This window comes from Devosia sp., assembly GCF_017307495.1.
GTDB lineage: Bacteria > Pseudomonadota > Alphaproteobacteria > Rhizobiales > Devosiaceae > Devosia_A.
On the sequence record NZ_JAFKHE010000016.1, the window covers coordinates 306814 to 326885 of the forward strand.

The window sequence follows — 20072 nt, forward strand, 5'->3', positions numbered from 1 at the left end:
GATGGAATGGGTCAAGGCGCTGCACATCCTGAGCGTCATCGCCTGGATGGCGGGACTGCTCTACCTGCCGCGCCTGTTCGTTTATCACGCCGCGGCCGAGAAGGGTTCGGTGCAGTCCGAGACCTTCAAGGTCATGGAGCGCCGGCTCTACCGCGGCATCACCACGCCGGCGATGATCGCCACCTGGGTATTCGGGCTATGGCTCGCCTTCGGCTTCGGCATCGTCGATTTCAGCCAAGGCTGGATGTGGCTGAAGGCCGTGATGGTGATCGCGCTCAGCGGCGTGCACGGTTTCTACGGCAGGCTGCTGCGCGATTTCGCCAATGACCGGAGCACCCGGTCGGGCAAGTTCTTCCGCGCCATCAACGAGATCCCGTTCGTCATCGCCATCGTCATCGTCATCGCAGTGGTGGTGAAGCCGTTCTGAGCGGCGGCGACCCAGCCGCGCGAACGACCTGGAACGGCCCGCAAACCACGCGGTCAGGCCGAAGCCGACCGCTTCACGTGAATCCGCCCCGCCGTTCCGGACTTGAATGTAGCCGCGCTTTTGGCTATCTGAGGCGCATTGCCTGACCACTGGGCGCCTCCCCGGCGCTTTCCGGGCACCACACCCCCCTTCTATCGACATCCCCGCCACTTCGTTTACCCAAGGGTCCAAACGCGCAATGGAAAGTATCAAGCTCAGCGAGCTGAAGGCCAAGACGCCTGCCGAACTGCTGCAGTTCGCCGAGAGCAACGACGTCGAGAACGCCTCGACCATGCGCAAGCAGGAACTGATGTTCGCCATCCTCAAGGAGCTGGCGGCGCGCGAAGTGGATATCACCGGCGAAGGCGTGGTGGAGGTCCTTCCTGACGGCTTCGGCTTCCTGCGGTCCCCCGATGCCAACTACCTGCCGGGCCCGGACGACATCTACGTCTCGCCCAGCCAGATCCGGCGCTTCTCGCTCAGGACCGGCGACACGGTCGAGGGGCAGATCCGCTCCCCCAAGGAAGGCGAGCGCTACTTCGCGCTGCTCAAGGTCAACACGATCAATTTCGAGGACCCCGAGAAGGTCCGCCACAAGATCAACTTCGACAACCTGACGCCGCTCTATCCCGACGAGCGCCTGCGTCTCGAGCTGCCGGATCCGACGATCAAGGACAAGAGCGCGCGGGTCATGGACCTGGTCGCGCCGCTCGGCAAGGGCCAGCGTGCTCTGATCGTTGCTCCGCCGCGTACCGGTAAGACGGTACTGTTGCAGAACATTGCACAATCAATCGCCGTCAACCATCCCGAGTGCTACCTCATCGTGCTGCTCATCGACGAGCGCCCCGAGGAAGTCACCGACATGCAGCGCTCGGTGAAGGGCGAGGTCATCTCCTCGACCTTCGACGAGCCGGCGTCGCGCCACGTACAGGTCGCCGAAATGGTGATCGAGAAGGCCAAGCGCCTCGTCGAGCACAAGCGCGACGTCGTCATCCTGCTCGATTCGATCACCCGCCTCGGCCGTGCCTACAACACCGTTGTGCCGTCGTCGGGCAAGGTGCTGACCGGTGGTGTCGACGCCAACGCGCTGCAGCGGCCCAAGCGCTTCTTCGGCGCCGCGCGCAACATCGAGGATGGCGGCTCGCTGACCATCATCGCCACGGCGCTGATCGATACCGGCAGCCGCATGGATGAAGTGATCTTCGAAGAGTTCAAGGGTACCGGCAACTCCGAAATCATCCTCGACCGCAAGGTCTCGGACAAGCGCATCTTCCCGGCGCTCGACGTCACCAAGTCGGGCACGCGCAAGGAAGAACTGCTGGTCGAGCCCGATATCCTGCGCAAGATGTATGTCCTGCGCCGCATCCTCAACCCGATGGGCACGGTCGACGCGATGGAGTTCCTCATGGACAAGATCCGCCAGACCAAGACCAACTCCGACTTCTTTGACTCGATGAACACTTAGGCATCTTCGGGTGTCCGCCGGTCTCATTGACAAACGCGACGTCATCCCCGCGAAAGCGGGGATCTCTGTTTTGGTGGGCACGGTGTTGACCTCAATCGGAGGTTCCGCATTCACGGGCACGACCCGGAGTGCGGGGAGACACCCCAATGAGCAATGACACCATCATCGCCCTCTCCTCGGGCTCTGTGCCGTCAGGCGTCGCCATCATCCGCCTCTCCGGTCCCGCCGCGGCCCGCGTGCTCACCGACATGCTCGGCGCCCTGCCCGAGCCGCGCCGGCTGAAGCTCACCGACATCTCGATCGGCGGCGAAACCCTCGACCGTGGCCTCGTCGCCTGGATGCCCGGCCCACACAGCTTCACCGGCGAGGACTGCGCCGAACTCCAGGTGCACGGCTCCCCGGCGGTAGTGCGTGCCATCCTCCGCGGTCTCGCTTCACAGCCCGGCATGAGGCTCGCCGAGGCCGGCGAATTCACCCGCCGCGCCTTCGAGAATGGCAAGCTGGACCTGACCGAGGTGGAGGGGCTTGGCGACCTGATCCTTGCCGAGACCGAGAACCAGCGAAGACTGGCGCATGCCCGGCTCGAGGGCGGGCTGACCCGGCAAGTCGAGCGTTGGCGCGAGCAACTGCTCGACATGCGGGCCGATATCGAGGCGCGGCTCGATTTCTCCGACGAGGGCGACGTCGATGCCAGTCCGGCAAGCTGGGCCGACGATGCCCAGGCCCTCCACACGGCCATCGATGGGGCGCTGTCGGTCTATCGCCAGGGCCGCATCCTGCGCGATGGTTATCGCGTGGTGCTGGCGGGGCCGCCCAATGCTGGCAAGTCCAGCCTGCTCAACGCGCTGTCGCGATCGGATGCTGCGATCGTCTCGGATGAACCGGGCACGACCCGCGATCTCAAGGAGATTCCGCTCGACATCGATGGACAGCTGATCATCCTCATCGACAGCGCCGGGCTGCGGGAGACCACCTCCAGGGCCGAGGCCATCGGTGTGGATCGGGCCCGCGCCGCCATGCGCGCCGCCGATCTCGTCCTATGGCTCCAGGCTCCCGACCAGGTCAGCGTGGCACCTCCCGACCTCCGTGAACCGGACCAGCCGGCCTGGAATCCCCCGGACGTGGTGACGATCGCGACCAAGAAGGACCTCGGTACCGTCGAGGGCGCCCGGCACTCCGTGTCGGCGACGACGGGGGCCGGCGTCAGCGAGTTGCTCGCCTTCCTGCACCGCGTGTCGGGCGCACCCGCCGCCCACACCGCGGACATCCTGGTGAGCCATGAGCGCGACCGCGAGGCGCTGCACGCCGCCAGTGCCGCCCTCGCCGATGCCACCTCCCACGTCGATGAGCTGGAGTTCGCGGCCGAGGACCTCCGCCGCGCCTCCCACGCGCTCGAACGCCTTCTCGGCCGTATGGACGCCGAAGCGGTGCTCGACCACCTGTTCAGCGCCTTCTGCATCGGCAAGTGATTCACGTGAAGCAGCCGACGGACCTGAAGCTTCTCGCACCGGGGGATACGGGCACCATCATCGGCGGGAGCCGCCTTCCCACCGGCTGTCATCCCTGCGCAAGCAGGAATCCAACTCTCGACTAGCGCAGGCGGTGACCTGAGCCCCTGCTCGCGCACCTGCCTGACACCCACCCCGCGTCATCCCCGCGAAGCGGGGATCTCCGTTTGAACCAGCGCCGAATGCACTGGAGTGAGGCTTCCGCGTCAAACCCCAGCACCACCGCCCGTCCGGCCCCGGTTGATTCACGTGAAACAGTGGCGTAGACCCCCTTCCCTCAGAGAGTTGGTGCGATGAGCGATTTCGGCGTCATTGTCGTGGGTGGCGGGCATGCGGGCTGTGAAGCCGCGGCGGCGTCGGCGCGCCTCGGCGTGCCCACGGCGCTGATCACCCACAGGTTCGCCACCATTGGCGAAATGAGCTGCAATCCGGCCATCGGCGGGCTCGGAAAGGGCCACCTGGTGCGCGAGATCGACGCCATGGACGGGCTGATGGGTCGCGTCGCCGATGCCGCCGGCATCCAGTTCCGCGTCCTCAACCGGCGCAAGGGCCCGGCCGTGCGGGGTCCGCGCGCCCAGGCCGATCGGAAGCTCTATCGCCAGGCCATGCAGGCGGCGATCACCAGCCAGTCCAACCTCACCGTTATCGAAGGCGAAGTCGACGATCTGGTCGTCGAGGGCGGCCGCATCACTGGCGCCGTGCTGCTCGACGGCCGGCGCTTCGGCGCCGGGGCGGTCGTGCTCACCACCGGCACGTTCCTGCGCGGCCTTATCCATCGCGGCGAAGAGACGGTGCCGGCGGGCCGCGTCGGCGAAAAACCGGTGCTCGGCCTCTCGACCCGCCTGGAAGCGCTCGGCCTCACGCTGGGCCGTCTCAAGACCGGCACCCCGGCCCGGCTCGATGCGACCTCGATCGATTTCTCCGGGCTCGAGGAGCAGCTCGGCGATGATCCGCCGGAGCCGTTCTCGGCTCTGACCGATGCCATCACCACGCCCCAGGTCAGCTGCTTCATCACCCGCACCACGGCCGAAACGCATCGCATCATCGCGGACAATATCCATCGCTCGGCCATGTACTCGGGCCGCATCAAGAGCCGCGGGCCGCGCTACTGCCCGTCGATCGAGGACAAGGTGGTCCGCTTCGCCGATCGCGACAGCCACCAGATCTTCCTCGAGCCCGAGGGCCTCGACGACCCAACGATCTATCCCAACGGCTTGTCGACGTCGCTGCCCGCCGAGGTGCAGGAGACCTTCCTCAAGTCCATGCCGGGCCTCGAGAATGTCCGGATCATCCGGCCCGGCTACGCCATCGAATACGACTATGTCGATCCGCGCGAACTGCGCCCGACGCTCGAGCTGAAGCGGCTGCCGGGCCTGTACCTGGCCGGCCAGATCAATGGCACAACCGGCTATGAGGAGGCGGCGGCACAGGGTCTCTACGCCGGCGCCAATGCCGGGCTCGCAGTGCGCGGCGATGCGCCGCTGCGTCTGTCACGCACCGAAAGCTACCTCGGCGTGATGGTCGACGACCTGGTGACGCGCGGTGTGTCCGAGCCGTATCGCATGTTCACCTCGCGCGCCGAGTTCCGGCTGCACCTTCGCAGCGACAATGCCGACCAGCGCCTCTCCCCGGCGGCCATTGCGGTCGGGCTGGTCGGCGCGGAGCGGCGGGAGCGCTTCGGGTCAAAGCAGGCGGCGTTGCGCTCCGGGCGGCAACTGCTCGATTCGCTGACGGTCTCACCCACCACGGCGCGCAAGGCCGGCCTCGCCGTCAATGCCGACGGCCAGCAGCGCAGCGCCTTCGAGCTGCTGTCCTACCCCGAGATGACGGCCGATCGCCTGCTGCCGCTGTGGCCGGAGTTGGCCAACGTCGCCCCGGCGGTGATGGAACAGCTGAGCATCGACGCGCAGTATGCCGTCTATCTCGATCGCCAGAGGGCGGACATCGCGGCGATGAAGCGCGACGAAAGCCGTGAGATCCCAGACTGGTTCGACTATGCCGCGCTGCCCGGGCTGTCGATGGAGATCCGGCAGAAGCTGTCTGATCGCCGCCCGGCCACCATCGCCCAGGCCCAGGCCATCGATGGGGTTACGCCGGCTGCCATCACCCTGATCCTGTCGGTGATCCGGCGCGGCAGCCTGCGCCAGGCTGGCTGAATGGCCGAAATCACCCTCTATGCGCCGTACTTCGCCCGGCCCGAGCCAGAGGTCCGCCGCGACCTGGAATCGTTTTCTGCCCTGCTGCGTAAATGGAACGCGGTGCAGAATCTTGTTTCACGTGAAACAGAGACGGCCCTGTGGGAGCGGCACATCGTCGACTCCATCCAGATTCTGCCGCTGCTTCGCCCCACGGATGAACGGATCCTGGACATCGGTTCAGGCGGCGGCCTGCCGGCAATTCCGCTCGCCATCGCACTGAAGGGCGGGCCGGCGCGCTTCCAGCTGGTCGAGCCGATCGGCAAGAAGGTCGCCTTCCTGCGCCAGGCCATCCGCGATCTGGGCCTCGCCGCTGCGGTGCATGCCGGGCGCAGCGACACGCTTGATTCACGTGAAACACGCTTCGACGTGATCACCTCGCGCGCCCTCGCGGCGCTGCCGGAGCTGTTGGGACTTATCCACCCCTTCTTTGGCCCGGAAACCCGGGCAATCCTGCACAAGGGGCGCGACTACGCGCGGGAGCTCGAAGAAAGCCGTTTGGCGTGGGATTTTGACGTGATATTAACGAACAGCGCCACGGAAACGGGCGCCGTCTTGCTGCAGGTCAGCAAGTTGCGTCGGAAAACCAGTTAGTTAGCGGCAACGCTGCGGAGGCCGTCCCTTGGCTCCTCGAATCCTGACCCTCGCCAATCAGAAGGGTGGGGTCGGCAAGACCACTACCGCCATCAACCTCGCGACCGCGCTCGCCGCCATCGGCGAACGTGTGCTGATCGTCGACCTCGATCCGCAGGGCAATGCCTCGACCGGGCTCGGCATCAACCGCCAGGGCCGCGATGTGTCGAGCTATGACCTGCTGATGGGCGACGCGCGCGTCGCCGAAGCGGCGGTGATGACCAGTGTCCCCAACGTCGCCATCGTGCCGTCGACGCTCGACCTGCTCGGCGTCGAGCTGACCATCGCGCAGCAGGCCGACCGCGCCTTCCGGCTGCGCGACGCGTTCAGGGCGATGCACGAGCTGACCATCAACGGCAAGCCGGTCAGCTACGTGCTGATCGACTGCCCGCCGTCGCTCAACCTGCTGACCATCAACGCGCTCGTCGCTGCCGATGCGGTGCTGGTGCCGCTGCAGTGCGAATTCTTCGCCCTCGAGGGCATGAGCCAGCTGCTGCAGACGATCGAGCAGATCCGCTCGACGCTGAACCCGCGGCTCAGCATCCAGGGCGTGGTGATGACCATGTTCGACCGGCGCAACAACCTCAGCGAGCAGGTGCTGGCCGACGTCCGGTCGGAAATGGGGTCGCTGGTCTACGATACTGTCATACCCCGCAATGTCAGGTTGTCGGAGGCGCCGTCCTACGGCAAGCCGGCCCTGCTCTATGATCTCAAATGTGCCGGCAGCCAGGCGTATCTGCGCCTCGCCACCGAGGTGATCCGCCGCGAGCGGCAGCTGGTCGCCGCGTGAACAAGCTGGCGGCATGAAGGAAGCTTTGATGAACGAGAAACCCTCCCGTCTCGGCCGCGGCCTCGCCGCTCTGATCGGCGACATGGCCACCATGGAGGGCGCGCGGCTGGCCGACAGCGGCGCCGGCCGCCGCCTGCCGGTCGATTTCCTCATCGCCAACCGCGCCAACCCGCGGCGCGAGTTCGATGCCGAGCAGCTCGAGGAGCTGACCAACTCGGTGCGCGAGAAGGGCGTCATGCAGCCGCTGCTGGTCCGCCCGACCAGCGATCCGAACCAGTTCGAGATCATCGCCGGCGAGCGGCGCTGGCGCGCGGCGCAGCGCGCCGGACTCAACGACGTGCCGGTGGTCATCCGCGAGGTCGACGACAAGGAAGCGCTCGAGCTCGCCATCATCGAGAACGTGCAGCGCGTCGACCTCAACGCGCTCGAAGAAGCGATGGGCTACGGGCAGCTGATCGAGCAGTTCGGCTATACCCAGAACGACCTGGCGCAGGTGATCGGCAAGTCGCGCTCGCATGTCGCCAACACGCTGCGGCTGCTGAAGCTGCCCGAGGACGTGCGCGGCATGCTGGCGCGCGGCGAGCTCACCGCCGGCCATGCCCGTACGCTGATCACCGCCGAGGATCCGGCCGGGCTGGCGCGCCGCATCGTCGGCGGCGGGCTGTCGGTGCGCGAAGCCGAGGAAATGACGCAGCGCGAGCTCAGCGCCCCTAAGAAGAAGGCGGCGCCGGCGCAGAAGGATGCCGATACGGCGGCGCTTGAAAAGCGCCTGTCCGACGCGCTCGGCCTGCATGTCGCCATCGACCACAAGGACCAGGGTGGCCGGCTCGAGATCCGCTACCGCACCTTGGAGCAGCTCGACGGCATCTGCATGAAGCTCGCGGGCTACGGGGTGTAGCCCCAGCGGCCCAGGCGAGTTGCGGCCCTCCTTCTCCCGCAAGGGGAGAAGGCGACCCCGCCACCCCTGTGTGCACATGCGATCACCGTCGCCTCGACGAGCGGGCGGGTGAGGGGCACGAAGCTGTACCGGTCCCAGCGCAGCCGGCTCGCGACCGCGTGCGGCCCGCCATTGATTGAGCCTGATGCCGAAGGTGCGCAGAAGTTCATGATCGGATGCTGCACCTTGGCCGCATCTTGCGTCGTCGAATCCCCGGACTTCCAGCGCAGTCCGGGGTCTGAAATCGTTCATGAGCGTTCAGAAAGGGCCGTTCATCACGTCAGCCCGGCTGTCCCATCGGCCCGGTGCTCCACGTGAAACAATCGGCTAACGCTCTGCAGCCATTGCACAAATTGCGAGGAGTGCGCGCCGACCGACGACTTCCTGCAAGCCGTAGCGCTTGCGACTGTCGGCAACCGCCAGCTGCAACCGTTCCAGTGCCGCGGCGAGGGCATCGTCGCTCCACAGCCGCAACTGCCGCTCCAGCGAGGCGCGGCGCGAAAAGTGCGGCTTGGGCCGGGCGCCGTCGAGCACGGAGCCCGCCGGCTTGCCGGCATCGGCTTCGCTGCGCCAGCGCCGCAACGTGGCGAAGTGGTTGAGCGCGCTGGCGAGGATCTGCTGGGCGTTGACGTTCTGCGCGATGGCGCGTTCGAGCGCCGTATCGAGTTGGGCAGCGTGGCCGCTGGCGGTGGCGTCGATGACTTCGTCGAGCACCAGGGCGGCGTTGTCGGCGCACAGCAGCACCACGTCGTCGCGCGTCAGCACCTTGCTGTCGGCGGCGTAGAGCACGAGCTTTTCCAGCTCGCGCCGGGTGATCTCGCGGTCATTGCCAAGCGTGTCGCGCAGCGCCGCCACCGTGTCCTGGTCGGCGCGGATGCCGGCCTTGGCAAAGGTCTCCGCGACCAGCCGGCCGAGCGATTCGTCGCTGTCGGGGTAGCAGGGCAGGGCGCGGCCCAGTTTCGCCGCCTCGATCAGGGCGCGCAGCGGGTCCTTGGGCGTTAGGTTGCTGGCCTCGAGGATGATTACCGAGCCGGGATCGTCGCGCAGCTCGGTCAGCGCCATCACCAGCGACTTGCCGGCGCCGCGCACGCGGATCACGCGCCGATCGCCGAACAGCGAGGTGGTTCGCGCCTCGACGGCAAGCCGCGACGGATCGGCGTCGAGCTCGGTGCCGTCGAGCACCACCAGGTTCATGCTGTCGGCGTCGTTTCCGGCGAAGCGCCGCGCCAGGCGCTGCCCGGTCTCGCGCACGAGGCCGGCATCGGGACCGTAGGCGAGGATGATGCCGGCGTCGAGGTCGGGGCGGTCGACGAAGCGCTGAACCTCGTGCGCCTTGAGCGCAACCATCAGGCGCCCGACTGACCGAGCGTGCCGAGCAGGGTGAGGCGGATGGTGTCGGCCAGCGACTTCGCCGCCTGCTCGTAGGCGGCTTTCTCGGCTTCCGAGGCGGCCAGCGCCTGGCTGTCGGTCATGTAGGAGGCGGCCGCCGAACGGGTGGTCTTGAGCAGGACCGTGCCATCGGCGCGGGTGACTTCGATCTGCGCGGTCACCACGGCCTCGCGTGCCTCGGACGGCCGCGCCACGTCGGAGCGGGTGAGCTCGCGATGCCTGGTGCTGGTGGTGATCTTCACCGTCGGGCGGCCGGGGTCGGTCGAGCGGCCGAGGCGCAGCACCAGTTCCTGGTAGATCACCTGGTCGAGCCGGGTCTGCGGCTCGGCATACTGGAAGGCCTGGCGCTCGATGGCGATGCCGCGCTCGCCGTAGACCGGCGTGAAGCCGGAGCAGGCGGACAGGCTGAGTGCGCCGACAACTCCCAGAGCGATCAGGCCACTCCGGATCAGGCGGCTGACGTCCTCCCTCCCTTCAGGGGGGAGGGGGGCAGTGCGTCCGACCGGCAAATCAGCGCTAGACCACGACATTGACGATCCTGTCCGGAACGATGACCACCTTCCTGGGTGATTTGCCCTCCAGCATGCGGGCAACGGCCTCGAGAGACAAGGCCTCGCGCTCGACCAGCTCGTTCGGCGAGCCCTTGGGCACGGTCACCTCGCCGCGGCGCTTGCCGTTGACCTGCACCGGCAGCACCACGCTCGCATCGACCAGCAGGGCCGGATCAGCCTCCGGCCAGCCGGCGTCACAGACCATGCCGGTCTTGCCCAGCGCGGCCCAGCAGCTCTCGGCCAGGTGCGGCATCATCGGCGCGACCAGCTGCACCAGGCGCTCGATGCCCTCGTGCAGGGCGCCGATGCGCCCGGCGGTCGGCGCAGCGGCGGTGGCGGCGATGAATTTCGCCAGCCCGTTGCTCAGCTCGTAGATCTGGGCCACGGCGCGGTTGAAGCGCAGGCCTTCGATCTCGGCGCCGACATTGGCCACGGTGCGGTGCACGAGGCGGCGGATAGCGGCCGTCTCCGCATCGGCCATGTCGGGCGCGCCGGCGGGCACGTCGAACAGTTCGAGTGCGTCGCCGACCAGCTTCCAGATGCGCTGCAGGAAGCGCGACGAGCCTTCGATGCCGGCCTCGGTCCACTGCACGTCGCGCTCCGGCGGGGAATCCGAGAGCATGAACCAGCGGGCCGTGTCGGCGCCGTAGGTGCGCACGATCTCGTCGGGATCGACCACGTTCTTCTTGGATTTGCTCATCTTTTCGATGGAGCCGATCTCGACCGGCGCGCCGGTCGCGGCATGCGTCGCGGTGCGCACGTCGCCGCCCGAGATGGTGACGTCGGCGGGCGACAGCCATTCGCCGCTTGCGTCCTTGTAGGTCTCGTGCACCACCATGCCCTGGGTGAACAGGCCCTTGAACGGCTCGTCGAGGCTGAGGTGCCCGGTCTTCTTCATCGCCCGGGTGAAGAAGCGCGAATAGAGCAGGTGCAGGATGGCGTGCTCGATGCCGCCGATATACTGGTCGACCGGCAGCCAGGAGTTGGCGACGTCCGGGATGGTCGGGGTGTCGGCGTGCGGGGCGGTGAAGCGCGCGTAGTACCACGAGCTGTCGACGAAGGTGTCCATGGTGTCGGTCTCGCGCGTCGCCGCGCCGCCGCAACTCGGGCACACGACGTGCTTCCAGGTCGGATGGTGGTCGAGCGGATTGCCCGGCCGGTCGAAGGTGACGTCCTCCGGCAGCACCACCGGCAGGTCCTTGTCCGGCACCGGCACGATGCCGCAGGACTCGCAGTGGATCACCGGAATCGGGCAGCCCCAGTAGCGCTGCCGGGAGACGCCCCAGTCGCGCAGGCGGTAATTGACCTCGACCTTGCCCTGGGGCCGATTGTCGACGGTGCGGGCAGCGAAATAGCCGGCGATCTTCTTCTTGGCCGTCTCGACCTCGAGCCCGTCGAGGAACTCGGAGTGGTAGATGCGGCCGGGGCCGGTATAGGCCTCGGCATCGACCTCGAACTCGGCCGGGTCGGCGCCCTCGGGCAGCACCACCGGCACCACCGGCAGGCCGTAGCGGCGGGCGAAGTCGAGGTCGCGCTGGTCATGCGCCGGGCAGCCGAAGATGGCGCCGGTGCCGTAGTCCATCAGCACGAAATTGGCGACATAGACCGGCAGCGTGGCGCCGGGCTTGACCGGATGCTTCACGTGCAGCCCGGTGAAGACGCCGAGCTTTTCGGCCTTGTCGATGGTCTCGGTGGCCGTGCCCTGGCGATGCGCCTCGGCGATGAAAGCGGCAACCGCCGGCTGCTCCGACAGCGCCTTGGCCAGCGGATGGTCGGCCGAGATGGCGACGAAGCTCGCCCCGAAGATGGTATCGGGGCGCGTGGTGAACACCTCGATCGAGCTGAAGTCGCCGTGCGGCGCGTCCAGCTCGAACAGCAGGCGCAAGCCCTCGGACTTGCCGATCCAGTTGCGCTGCATGGTGCGCACCTTCTCCGGCCACTGCTCGAGCCCATCCAGCGCGTCGAGCAGGTCCTCGGCGAAATCGGAGACCTTGAAGGCCCACTGGTTCAGCTCGCGCTGTTCGACGACGGCGCCGGAGCGCCAGCCGCGGCCATCGACCACCTGCTCGTTGGCGAGCACGGTCATGTCGACGGGGTCCCAGTTCACCTTGGACTGGCGCCGCGTCACCAGCCCCTCGCGCAGCATGTCGAGGAACAGCTTCTGCTGCTTGGAATAGTATTCGACGTCGCAGGTGGCGAACTCGCGCGTCCAGTCGATGCCGAGCCCGATCGACTTGAGCTGGTTCCGCATGGTGGCGATGTTGGCGTAGGTCCAGCTCTTGGGGTGGACCTTGTTCTGCATGGCGGCGTTCTCGGCCGGCAGGCCGAAGGCGTCCCAGCCCATGGGGTGCAGCACGGCAAAGCCCCGGGCGCGCTTGTAGCGCGCCAGCACGTCGCCCATGGTATAGTTGCGCACGTGGCCCATGTGGATGCGGCCAGACGGGTAGGGGAACATCTCGAGCACGTAGTAAGGCTCGCGCGTGTCGCCGGGCTCGAGCACGAAGGAGCGTGCCTCGTCCCAGGCCTTCTGCCACCGCGGTTCCTCGACACGCGGGTTGTAGCGCTCGCTCGTTCTACCAGTCACTTGACGAAAGTCCTCAAAGCCGCGGTTTGCGTTGCGTTCACGGGGGTTTTTGGCTACCGGACCTTCATCAGAATTCCGTTAACCGGTCAACAGAGAGCGCCATGAACGCCCAAGAGCGCCTGGAGATCATCACCAGCCGGATCGAGCGGGCCCGCCGCCGGTTCGGTCCGCCGCCGGACCATGTCGAGCTGATCGCCGTGTCCAAGACCTTCGATGCCGCAGCAATCCGGCCGTTTCTTGACGCCGGCCAGCGCCGGTTCGGCGAGAACCGGGTGCAGGAGGCGCAGGGCAAGTGGCCGGAGCTCAAGGCCTCCTATGACGGCATAGAACTGCACCTGATCGGCCCACTGCAGACCAACAAGGCGCGCGATGCGGTGGCCCTGTTCGACGTGATCCAGACGGTCGATCGCGACAAGCTCGCCGGCGTGCTGAAGACCGAGATGGAGCGGGCCGGGCGCCGGCTGCCGGTGTTCGTGCAGGTCAATATCGGGCTCGAGGCGCAGAAGGCCGGGATCGCCCCGGCCGAAACCGCCGCCTTCGTCGCGCGCTGCCGTAACGAGCACGGCCTCGACGTGGTCGGGCTCATGTGCATCCCGCCCGAGGGCGATCCGGCCGGCCCGTACTTCGCCCACCTGGCCTCGCTCGCCCGCGACGCCGGGGTCGAGCAACTGTCGATGGGCATGAGCGGCGACTTCGAGACCGCCATCGCCATGGGCGCGACACATGTCCGCGTCGGCAGCGCCCTGTTCGGGACCCGCGGCTAGGCCCGAGGCGACCCCGCGCCGCCAGGCCGGGGTCACGCGGGCGGGGCCGGGGTCACGCGGGCGGAGCCGGCATCCCCCTGTTGTCAGGGCGCTCCCGGGGCGTCGAACGACGTCTCGCGGCCCGACCTGGTCGTCAGGTCCGCGTCAGCGGGCGGATCTATCGAAAAGACCCGCGCTGCCATGCAACTTCCCCGTGTCAAATCACGTTTCTCATTGAGCGGTGGTGTAACGCCGTTTTGATTGGCGGGCCCCCGGGGCCCGGCCTAACTGGGGACACGTGGCCAATGGCTTGGGGTAACACGATGAATAGACGGCGCATCCTGATCGTTGACGACGATGTCGACCTGCGCGCGACGCTCGTCGATCAGTTGAGCCCGTATCGCGAATTCGAGCTGGTCGAGGCCGGTGGCGCCGCCGAGGCGCTGGGCAAGGTGCGCGGCACGCATGTCGATCTGATGCTGCTCGACGTCGGCCTGCCGGATATGGACGGGCGCGAGGCGGTCAAGATCCTGCGCCGCGAGGGCTTCAAGAGCCCGATCATCATGCTCACCGCCCAGGACAGCGATTCCGACGAGATCCTCGGCCTCGAGTCGGGCGCCAACGACTACGTCACCAAGCCGTTCCGCTTCTCCGTCCTGCTGGCGCGCATCCGTGCCTCGCTGCGCCAGCACGACCAGAGCGAGGACGTGGTGTTCACCATCGGGCCCTACAGCTTTCAGCCGGCGGCCAAGTTGCTGGAAGCGCCCGATGGCCAGAAGGTCCGGCTGACCGACAAGGAAACCTCGATCCTCAAGTACCTGTACCGCCAGGGGCCCAAGACCATCACCCGCGAAATCCTGCTCAAGGAGGTGTGGGGCTACAACAATCGCGTCACCACCCACACCCTCGAGACCCATATCTACCGGTTGCGCCAGAAGATCGAGCGCGACCCCTCCAACGCCCGGCTTCTGGTGACGGAAGAGGGCGGCTACAGGCTGGTGCCGTAAGGTCCGGCCGTCTGGCCGGGGACGCGGGCCCCCTCCCTCCCCGCGTCCCCGCCGGTTGACCCGGCGGGCGGTGACAATCCCCCGGGCTTTCCACCACGACGGTGAATTCGGTTCCTGACAGCGGGCAGAAATGCTCTATATCGAGGACCGTTGGTCGACGGGCGCCTGCATGGCCGCCCGTCGGGAACACGGTGCAGGAACAAGGGCGGGATGCAACTCGACGACGCGGCGACGATCCTGGGACGTGCGGATTTCTTCGAGATCTGCGACGCCGAACAGCGGCGGCTGCTTGCGTTTGCCTCCGAGCGCAAGAAGTTCCGGCCGGGTTCGGTGATCTACGCTGCCGGCGATATGCCGGAGGGCGCGCATGTGCTCGTCTCGGGCACCGTGTCGAGCACGCAGGACGGCGCCGAGAACAACCCCTTCCTCATCCACGAACCGGGTGCCGTGCTCGGCGCCATGGCGCTGGTCGTCGCCAAGCCCCGGCCCGTGACGATCAAGGCGGTCGACGCGGTCGAAACGCAGTTCGTGCCCCGCACCGCCTTCATGAAACTGGCGACGCAGTATCCCGACCTTGCAGCGCGCGCCGCCGACCGCATCCGGCGCGAACTCACCGGCTATCTCGGCGCCATCGAAGCGGCCCGCGGCCGGTTCGGGAAGGGCTGATCCCGAACCCCGGTTCCACGTGAATCACTCAGGCGATCACCGCTTCGGCCTCGATCTCCACCAGCCAGTCGGGGTCGAGGAAGGCGCTGACCTGCATGAGCGTGGTCACCGGGCGGATGGTGCCGAAGGCCTCGGCATGGGCGCGCGCGGCGTCCTGCCATAGCGAAATGTCAGTCAGGATGATCCGGGTGCGGGTCACGTCCTCGAGCCGGGCGCCGGCGTCCTTCAGGGCTGTCTCGATGATCTCTAGGCACCGCTTCGTCTGGCGGTAGACATCTCCGATCGCCGCCGTGCCCCCCTCGGCCCTGATCGGGGCGGTGCCGCCGACCACGACGATATTGCCGACGCGGACGGCGCGGGAGAAGCCGATCACCGGCTCGAGGTAGGAGCCGGAGCTGACGAGATGCCGGGACATGGCGCGATCCTCAGCCAAAGCGGGCGATGACGGGCACGTGGTCGGATGGCTGCGCCGACCAGCCGCGCGCGGCGCGGATGATTTCGGCTCCCGACGCGTGGGCGGCGATATCGGCGGTGGCCCAGATGTGGTCGAGGCGGCGACCCTTGTCGGCGGCGTCCCAGTCCTTGGCGCGATAGCTCCACCACGAATAGAGCTTCTGGTCGGTGGGGAAATGCTTGCGCACCAGGTCGACCCAGCCGTGGCCCCCGGTCAGCAGGGCGTTGAGCGCCTCGGTCTCCACCGGGGTGTGGCTCACCACCTTCAGCAGCTGCTTGTGGCTCCACACATCATGCTCCAGCGGGGCGATGTTGAAGTCGCCGCAGATCAGCTGGCGCTCCTTGAAGTGATCCTCGCCGAACCAGGCCTTCAGCTCGGCAAGAAAGCCCAGCTTGTGCCTGAACTTGGGATTGATCTCGGGGTCGGCTTCGTCGCCGCCGGCCGGGATGTAGAAATTGTGCACGGTCAACGGGCCCTTGCCGAAATCGACCAGTGCCGAGACGTGGCGGCTCTCCTCGATCTCGCAGAAGACCCGGCTCGAGATGTCGGTCAGCGGAAATCTCGAGACGATGGCGACGCCGTGGTAGCCCTTCTGCCCGTGCACGGCCTGGTAGGGGTAGCCGGCAGCGGTCAGTTCCTTTTTCGGGAACTGGTCGTTGAGGCACTTGATCTCCTGCAGGCACAGGATGTCGGGCTGGTATTGGCGCAGGAAGTCCAGCACCAGCGGCAGCCTGAGGCGGACCGAGTTGATGTTCCAGGTAGCAAGGGTGGTCGGCATGAAGAGAAGCGCTCCCGCAGGGGTGGCGCTTCTTATGCAGAGCGGCAGGTGGGGCGTAAAGCCGGAAACCGGGGCACCGGCGCCTCACTCCTCCTTCGGTGCCGAGACGGCGCGGAAGTTGGGGTCGATGTAGAAATAGGATTTCGGGATCTCGACGTCTTTGTCGACGTCGTAGAGCGAAAAGGTCAGCTCGGCGCCGGACGGCTGGGTCAGCGTCCACTGCTTCAAGTCCTTGCTCTCGGTGTCGAAAACCAGCGCCACGCGGACGATGCCGGCCGGCGTGTCATCCTGCAGCGTCACCGAGAAATAGTCGGCGGACTGCGCGACGGCGACGATGTTGGCCTTGAACAGGTCGATCTTGCTATCAAGGAACTGGCGCAGCGGCACCTTGTCCTGGGGGTAGGCGTACTGGGTCTGCTCCTTGCGGTCGACGACGTAGAAGCCGCGGCCCACCGAGACGATCTGCTCGGACGAGGGCGGGTTGTAGCGGAACAGGATCTTGCCCGGGCGCTCGAGGAAGAACGTGCCCTCGATGCGGCTGCCCTGCGTGTCGATCTGCAGGAAGCGGCCCACCATGGTCTTGATCGCGGAGTTGTGCTCGTTGATCTCGGTGATCAGCTGGCGCTCGGCCTCGGTCAACGGCCGGGGCTCGGCCGGACCCTGCTGCTGGGCCAGGGCCGGGAAGGCGGCGAGCAGGGCGGCGAAGGCGAGAAAGCTGCGGCGGATCATCGTTGGCGTCTGTCCTTGGTGCTCCGGAAAACGGAACATGCACGTAGACATCAATTGCGGCAACAGCGGGAAGGTTCCGTTGGACCCATTGGTGGCGGTACCATCCCCCCACACAGGATGACATCGTGTGCGAGGCGGCTGCGTGGCCGGCACCGGGCGCCGCTCAATACCCGTCGGCGTTATTCCCGACGAGGATTTCGCGCTTGCCGGCATGGTTGGCGGCCGAGATGACGCCTTCACGTTCCATCCGCTCGATCAGTGTCGCGGCCTTGTTGTAGCCGACGGCGAGGCGGCGCTGGATGTACGAGGTCGAGACCTTCTTGTCGGTCAGGACGACGTTGACGGCCTTGTCGTAGAGCTCGTCGCCCGAGCCGCCGAAATCGTCGCCGCCACCGGCCATGCCGTCCTCGTCCATCTCGTCCTCGTCGGCGATGATGGATTCGAGGTAGTCGGGCGCGCCCTGCGACTTCAGGTGGTTGACGATGGCCTCGACTTCGCCGTCGGCGACGAACGGGCCATGCAGGCGCCGGATGCGGCCGCCGCCGGCCATGTACAGCATGTCGCCGTTGCCGAGCAGCTGCTCGGCGCCCTGCTCGCCGAGGATGGTGCGGCTGTCGATCTTGGATGTCACCATGAACGAGATGCGGGTGGGGAAGTTGGCCTTGATGGTGCCGGTGATGACGTCCACCGAGGGGCGCTGCGTGGCGGTGATGACGTGGATGCCGGCGGCGCGCGCCATCTGCGCGAGACGCTGCACCGAGCCTTCGATCTCCTTGCCGGCGACCATCATCAGGTCGGCCATCTCGTCGATGATGATGACGATGAAGGGCAGCGGCTCGAGGTTGAATTCCTCGCTCTCGAAGATCGCCTCGCCGGTCTCCTTGTCGAAGCCGGTCTGCACGGTGCGGGTGATGACCTCGCCCCGGGCCTGGGCCTCGGAAACCCGGCTGTTGAAGCCGTCGATGTTGCGCACGCCGATCTTGCTCATCTTGCGATAGCGGTCCTCCATCTCGCGGACGGCCCACTTGAGGGCGACCACGGCCTTGGAGGGGTCGGTGACGACCGGGGTCAGCAGGTGCGGGATGCCGTCGTAGATCGACAGTTCCAGCATCTTGGGGTCGATCATGATGAGCCGGCACTGCTCCGGCGTCATCTGGTAGAGCAGGCTCAGGATGAAGGTGTTGATGCCCACCGACTTGCCCGAGCCGGTGGTGCCGGCGATCAGCAGGTGCGGCATGCGCGCGAGGTCGGCGATGATCGGCTCGCCGCCGATGGTCTTGCCCAGGCAGATCGGCAGCTTGCCCTTCATCTTCTCGAAGTCGGACGAGGCCAGCATTTCGCGCAGGTAAACGGTCTCGCGCTGCTCGTTGGGCAGCTCGATGCCGATGGCGTTGCGCCCGGGAACCACGGCGACGCGGGCCGAAATGGCGCTCATCGAGCGGGCGATGTCGTCGGCGAGCGAGATGACCCGGGACGACTTGATGCCGGGCGCGGGCTCCAGTTCGTAGAGCGTGACCACCGGGCCCGGGCGCACGTTGATGATGTCGCCCTTGACGCCGAAGTCGGCCAGCACCGACTCGAGCTTGCGCGCCATGGCCTCGAGGCGCTCGGGCGCATGCTCGGGGCTCGGGCCCTTGTGCTTGGGCTGGGCCAGCAGGCTCAGCGCCGGCAGTTCGAAGCCGGCCGGCTCGGCGAGCAGCGAGCCCTGGGCTTCGCGCGCGGCGCGCATGCCCTGCTGGACACGTGGGGCCGGCGCCGCCACCCGGGGCGAGGCCGTCGCGATGGGCTGGTGGGCGGCGGGTGCGTGCGGCAGCGGACCCGGATTGCGCTGGGCCATCGGGCCGCGCAGCGGCGTCTGCATCTCCCAGCGGGCCGGCTCGGCCTCGTCGTCGGGCTCGTCCGGGTAGTCGTCGAAGGGCGGCTCCTCATGGGCGCCGACGATGGAGCGGCGCTCGCCGGCCAGCGATGGCTCGACCTGGACCGGAGGGATGGACGGGGTACGACCGTGGATGCTCGGCTCGACCGCCTCGCCGCGCCAGTCCTCGCCCTGCTTCTCGGCGGCGCGCCGTTCGGCGATCTTCACGCCGGCCCGCTTCAGCGCGGCGCGCGTGGCAAAGCCGAGGTGCACGGCGTAGCCGAGGACAACGTCGAAGATCGAATCGCGGTCCGTTTCGTCCGCGTCGTCGGCGGCCGTCGACCTTGCACCGTTCGTTTTCGCGGCTTTGGCCTTGCCCTTGGGCAGTTCAGGCAGGGCCACCTTGCCCAGGCCCATGGCGATCCAGAACAGCGCCAGAGTGGGCGCGGCGATGATGATCGCGAACAGCACCGCCGTTACCGGCTGCGGCGTCTCGCCCGTGGCCAGCACGGCGAGGTTGGTGAAGCTCTGGCCGACGAGCCCGCCAAGCCCGGTGGGCAGCGGCCAGCTCTCGGGGGCGGCGATGAACGAGAAGAGGCCGCAGCTCAGCACGCCGGCGGCGATCCAGGCGGGCAGGCGCAGCGGCATGCGCGAGGGTACGCGCTGGCGCAGCAGGGCCCAGCCCCACAGCGCGGGCGGCACGACAAGCGGGATGACGCCGAGGCCGAAGACCTGGAAGGCGATGTCGGCAATGACGGCGCCGGGAAAGCCCAGCCAGTTCCGCGCCGGCTGCCCCGATGCGTAGGAGAAGCTCGGGTCGTCGACGGACCAGGTGGCCAGGGCGATCAGGACGAGGCCGACGAGCCCCAGGACGATCGCGCCGAGCAGGCGATACGGGATGCGAATCGCGATGACAGGGGCGGGACCACGACGGGCGTCTTCAAGGAGGTGCTGTGCCGGCATCGTCTGGGTACACTCTACAAATGTAACGCTGATCCGGCGCACAGACGGCACGCCGATCGAGCCAGATGCTAGCTGGTTAGGGTTAATCCCGAGCTAATCGGATGGGGGCCACGGCACTGCCATCGGCCACCCCGGGCCATGCCCCCCAGGGATGCACGCTCAAAAGGTCATTCCGCCAGCAGGCACCGTATCCGGGGGGCATCGTATGTAGTGCACGATCCCGCCCCACCCACTGCTGTCATCCCAGCGCAAGCTGGGATCCATCTCTCCACCGGCGCGGGCTGCGCGTTGGGTCCCTGCTTTCGCAGGGATGACACCGAGAGTGGACGGAGCATCAGTGACTTAGCCGCTCGCACGGA

Annotated in this window: 17 protein-coding genes; 10 read left to right on the forward strand and 7 right to left on the reverse strand. The window is 67.3% G+C overall.

Annotation, left to right across the window (positions count from 1 at the left end; all coding sequences use genetic code 11):
• Position 1 precedes the first annotated feature (1 nt).
• From hemJ to J0I99_RS09530, 7 genes are all read left to right on the forward strand, one after another.
• Positions 2-427 carry a protoporphyrinogen oxidase HemJ gene (gene hemJ, locus J0I99_RS09500; protein WP_291391555.1) on the forward strand — a complete coding sequence of 142 codons (426 nt, stop codon included), beginning with the start codon at positions 2-4 and terminating at the stop codon, positions 425-427.
• Positions 428-665: 238 nt separating this feature from the next.
• Positions 666-1931: a transcription termination factor Rho gene (gene rho / locus J0I99_RS09505; protein ID WP_291391556.1), complete on the forward strand. Its 1266-nt coding sequence runs from the start codon at positions 666-668 to the stop codon at positions 1929-1931.
• Positions 1932-2077: 146 nt separating this feature from the next.
• Complete coding sequence (gene mnmE, locus J0I99_RS09510; RefSeq protein WP_291397217.1) at positions 2078-3400, forward strand: tRNA uridine-5-carboxymethylaminomethyl(34) synthesis GTPase MnmE; 1323 nt, start codon at positions 2078-2080, stop codon at positions 3398-3400.
• 332 nt (positions 3401-3732) lie between these two features.
• Entirely contained in the window at positions 3733-5595 is a 1863-nt protein-coding gene (gene mnmG / locus J0I99_RS09515) for a tRNA uridine-5-carboxymethylaminomethyl(34) synthesis enzyme MnmG (RefSeq protein ID WP_291397218.1), read from the forward strand.
• Entirely contained in the window at positions 5596-6228 is a 633-nt protein-coding gene (gene rsmG / locus J0I99_RS09520; protein ID WP_291397219.1) for a 16S rRNA (guanine(527)-N(7))-methyltransferase RsmG, read from the forward strand.
• Between the two features lie 28 nt (positions 6229-6256).
• A complete protein-coding gene (locus J0I99_RS09525) occupies positions 6257-7057 on the forward strand; it encodes a ParA family protein (protein WP_291391560.1) in 801 nt (266 codons plus the stop codon).
• Between the two features lie 28 nt (positions 7058-7085).
• Positions 7086-7955 (forward strand): ParB/RepB/Spo0J family partition protein, encoded by an 870-nt coding sequence (locus tag J0I99_RS09530; RefSeq protein WP_291391561.1) that lies wholly within the window; start codon positions 7086-7088, stop codon positions 7953-7955.
• Between the two features lie 366 nt (positions 7956-8321).
• On the opposite strand, the gene holA is transcribed toward J0I99_RS09530, so the two are convergent.
• Genes holA through leuS form a run of 3 tightly spaced genes read right to left on the reverse strand, consistent with a single transcriptional unit; the run spans position 8322 to position 12518 of the window.
• Entirely contained in the window at positions 8322-9341 is a 1020-nt protein-coding gene (holA, locus tag J0I99_RS09535) for a DNA polymerase III subunit delta (RefSeq protein ID WP_291397220.1), read from the reverse strand.
• Positions 9341-9913, reverse strand: a complete 573-nt coding sequence (gene lptE, locus J0I99_RS09540) for an LPS assembly lipoprotein LptE (RefSeq protein ID WP_291397221.1) — start codon at positions 9911-9913, stop codon at positions 9341-9343. Before lptE ends, holA begins: the two co-directional genes overlap by 1 nt.
• Positions 9900-12518, reverse strand: a complete 2619-nt coding sequence (gene leuS, locus J0I99_RS09545; protein ID WP_291397222.1) for a leucine--tRNA ligase — start codon at positions 12516-12518, stop codon at positions 9900-9902. Before leuS ends, lptE begins: the two co-directional genes overlap by 14 nt.
• 101 nt (positions 12519-12619) lie before the next feature.
• Between leuS and J0I99_RS09550 the strand changes: the two genes are divergently transcribed.
• The 3 genes from J0I99_RS09550 to J0I99_RS09560 all read left to right on the forward strand — a co-directional run bounded on the left by J0I99_RS09550 (position 12620) and on the right by J0I99_RS09560 (position 14934).
• The gene (locus J0I99_RS09550) at positions 12620-13282 is read left to right on the forward strand and encodes a YggS family pyridoxal phosphate-dependent enzyme (RefSeq protein WP_291397223.1); all 663 of its coding nucleotides are present in this window, start codon (positions 12620-12622) and stop codon (positions 13280-13282) included.
• Positions 13283-13584: 302 nt separating this feature from the next.
• On the forward strand, positions 13585-14268 hold the full coding sequence (locus J0I99_RS09555; RefSeq protein ID WP_291397224.1) for a response regulator transcription factor: 684 nt from the start codon (positions 13585-13587) through the stop codon (positions 14266-14268).
• A 210-nt stretch (positions 14269-14478) separates the two neighbouring features.
• A complete protein-coding gene (locus J0I99_RS09560) occupies positions 14479-14934 on the forward strand; it encodes a cyclic nucleotide-binding domain-containing protein (protein ID WP_291397225.1) in 456 nt (151 codons plus the stop codon).
• Positions 14935-14962: 28 nt separating this feature from the next.
• On the opposite strand, the gene J0I99_RS09565 is transcribed toward J0I99_RS09560, so the two are convergent.
• From J0I99_RS09565 to J0I99_RS09580, 4 genes are all read right to left on the reverse strand, one after another.
• On the reverse strand, positions 14963-15349 hold the full coding sequence (locus tag J0I99_RS09565) for a RidA family protein (RefSeq protein ID WP_291397226.1): 387 nt from the start codon (positions 15347-15349) through the stop codon (positions 14963-14965).
• Between the two features lie 10 nt (positions 15350-15359).
• Positions 15360-16166, reverse strand: coding sequence for an exodeoxyribonuclease III (locus J0I99_RS09570; protein WP_291397227.1), 807 nt, complete (start codon positions 16164-16166; stop codon positions 15360-15362).
• Positions 16167-16250: 84 nt separating this feature from the next.
• Positions 16251-16895, reverse strand: coding sequence for an outer membrane lipoprotein carrier protein LolA (locus J0I99_RS09575; protein ID WP_291397228.1), 645 nt, complete (start codon positions 16893-16895; stop codon positions 16251-16253).
• A gap of 163 nt (positions 16896-17058) precedes the next feature.
• Positions 17059-19713 carry a DNA translocase FtsK gene (locus J0I99_RS09580; protein ID WP_291397229.1) on the reverse strand — a complete coding sequence of 885 codons (2655 nt, stop codon included), beginning with the start codon at positions 19711-19713 and terminating at the stop codon, positions 17059-17061.
• Positions 19714-20072 lie beyond the last annotated feature (359 nt).

Excerpts from the sequence above, each read along its gene's own strand:
- hemJ (WP_291391555.1), top strand. The coding sequence starts at position 2 with ATGGAATGGGTCAAGGCGCTGCACATCCTGAGCGTCATCGCCTGGATG.
- rho (WP_291391556.1), top strand. The coding sequence starts at position 666 with ATGGAAAGTATCAAGCTCAGCGAGCTGAAGGCCAAGACGCCTGCCGAA.
- mnmE (WP_291397217.1), top strand. The coding sequence starts at position 2,078 with ATGAGCAATGACACCATCATCGCCCTCTCCTCGGGCTCTGTGCCGTCA.
- mnmG (WP_291397218.1), top strand. The coding sequence starts at position 3,733 with ATGAGCGATTTCGGCGTCATTGTCGTGGGTGGCGGGCATGCGGGCTGT.
- rsmG (WP_291397219.1), top strand. The coding sequence starts at position 5,596 with ATGGCCGAAATCACCCTCTATGCGCCGTACTTCGCCCGGCCCGAGCCA.
- J0I99_RS09530 (WP_291391561.1), top strand. The coding sequence starts at position 7,086 with ATGAACGAGAAACCCTCCCGTCTCGGCCGCGGCCTCGCCGCTCTGATC.
- holA (WP_291397220.1), bottom strand. The coding sequence starts at position 9,341 with ATGGTTGCGCTCAAGGCGCACGAGGTTCAGCGCTTCGTCGACCGCCCC.
- lptE (WP_291397221.1), bottom strand. The coding sequence starts at position 9,913 with ATGTCGTGGTCTAGCGCTGATTTGCCGGTCGGACGCACTGCCCCCCTC.
- J0I99_RS09550 (WP_291397223.1), top strand. The coding sequence starts at position 12,620 with ATGAACGCCCAAGAGCGCCTGGAGATCATCACCAGCCGGATCGAGCGG.
- J0I99_RS09555 (WP_291397224.1), top strand. The coding sequence starts at position 13,585 with ATGAATAGACGGCGCATCCTGATCGTTGACGACGATGTCGACCTGCGC.
- J0I99_RS09560 (WP_291397225.1), top strand. The coding sequence starts at position 14,479 with ATGCAACTCGACGACGCGGCGACGATCCTGGGACGTGCGGATTTCTTC.
- J0I99_RS09565 (WP_291397226.1), bottom strand. The coding sequence starts at position 15,349 with ATGTCCCGGCATCTCGTCAGCTCCGGCTCCTACCTCGAGCCGGTGATC.
- J0I99_RS09570 (WP_291397227.1), bottom strand. The coding sequence starts at position 16,166 with ATGCCGACCACCCTTGCTACCTGGAACATCAACTCGGTCCGCCTCAGG.
- J0I99_RS09575 (WP_291397228.1), bottom strand. The coding sequence starts at position 16,895 with ATGATCCGCCGCAGCTTTCTCGCCTTCGCCGCCCTGCTCGCCGCCTTC.
- J0I99_RS09580 (WP_291397229.1), bottom strand. The coding sequence starts at position 19,713 with ATGCCGGCACAGCACCTCCTTGAAGACGCCCGTCGTGGTCCCGCCCCT.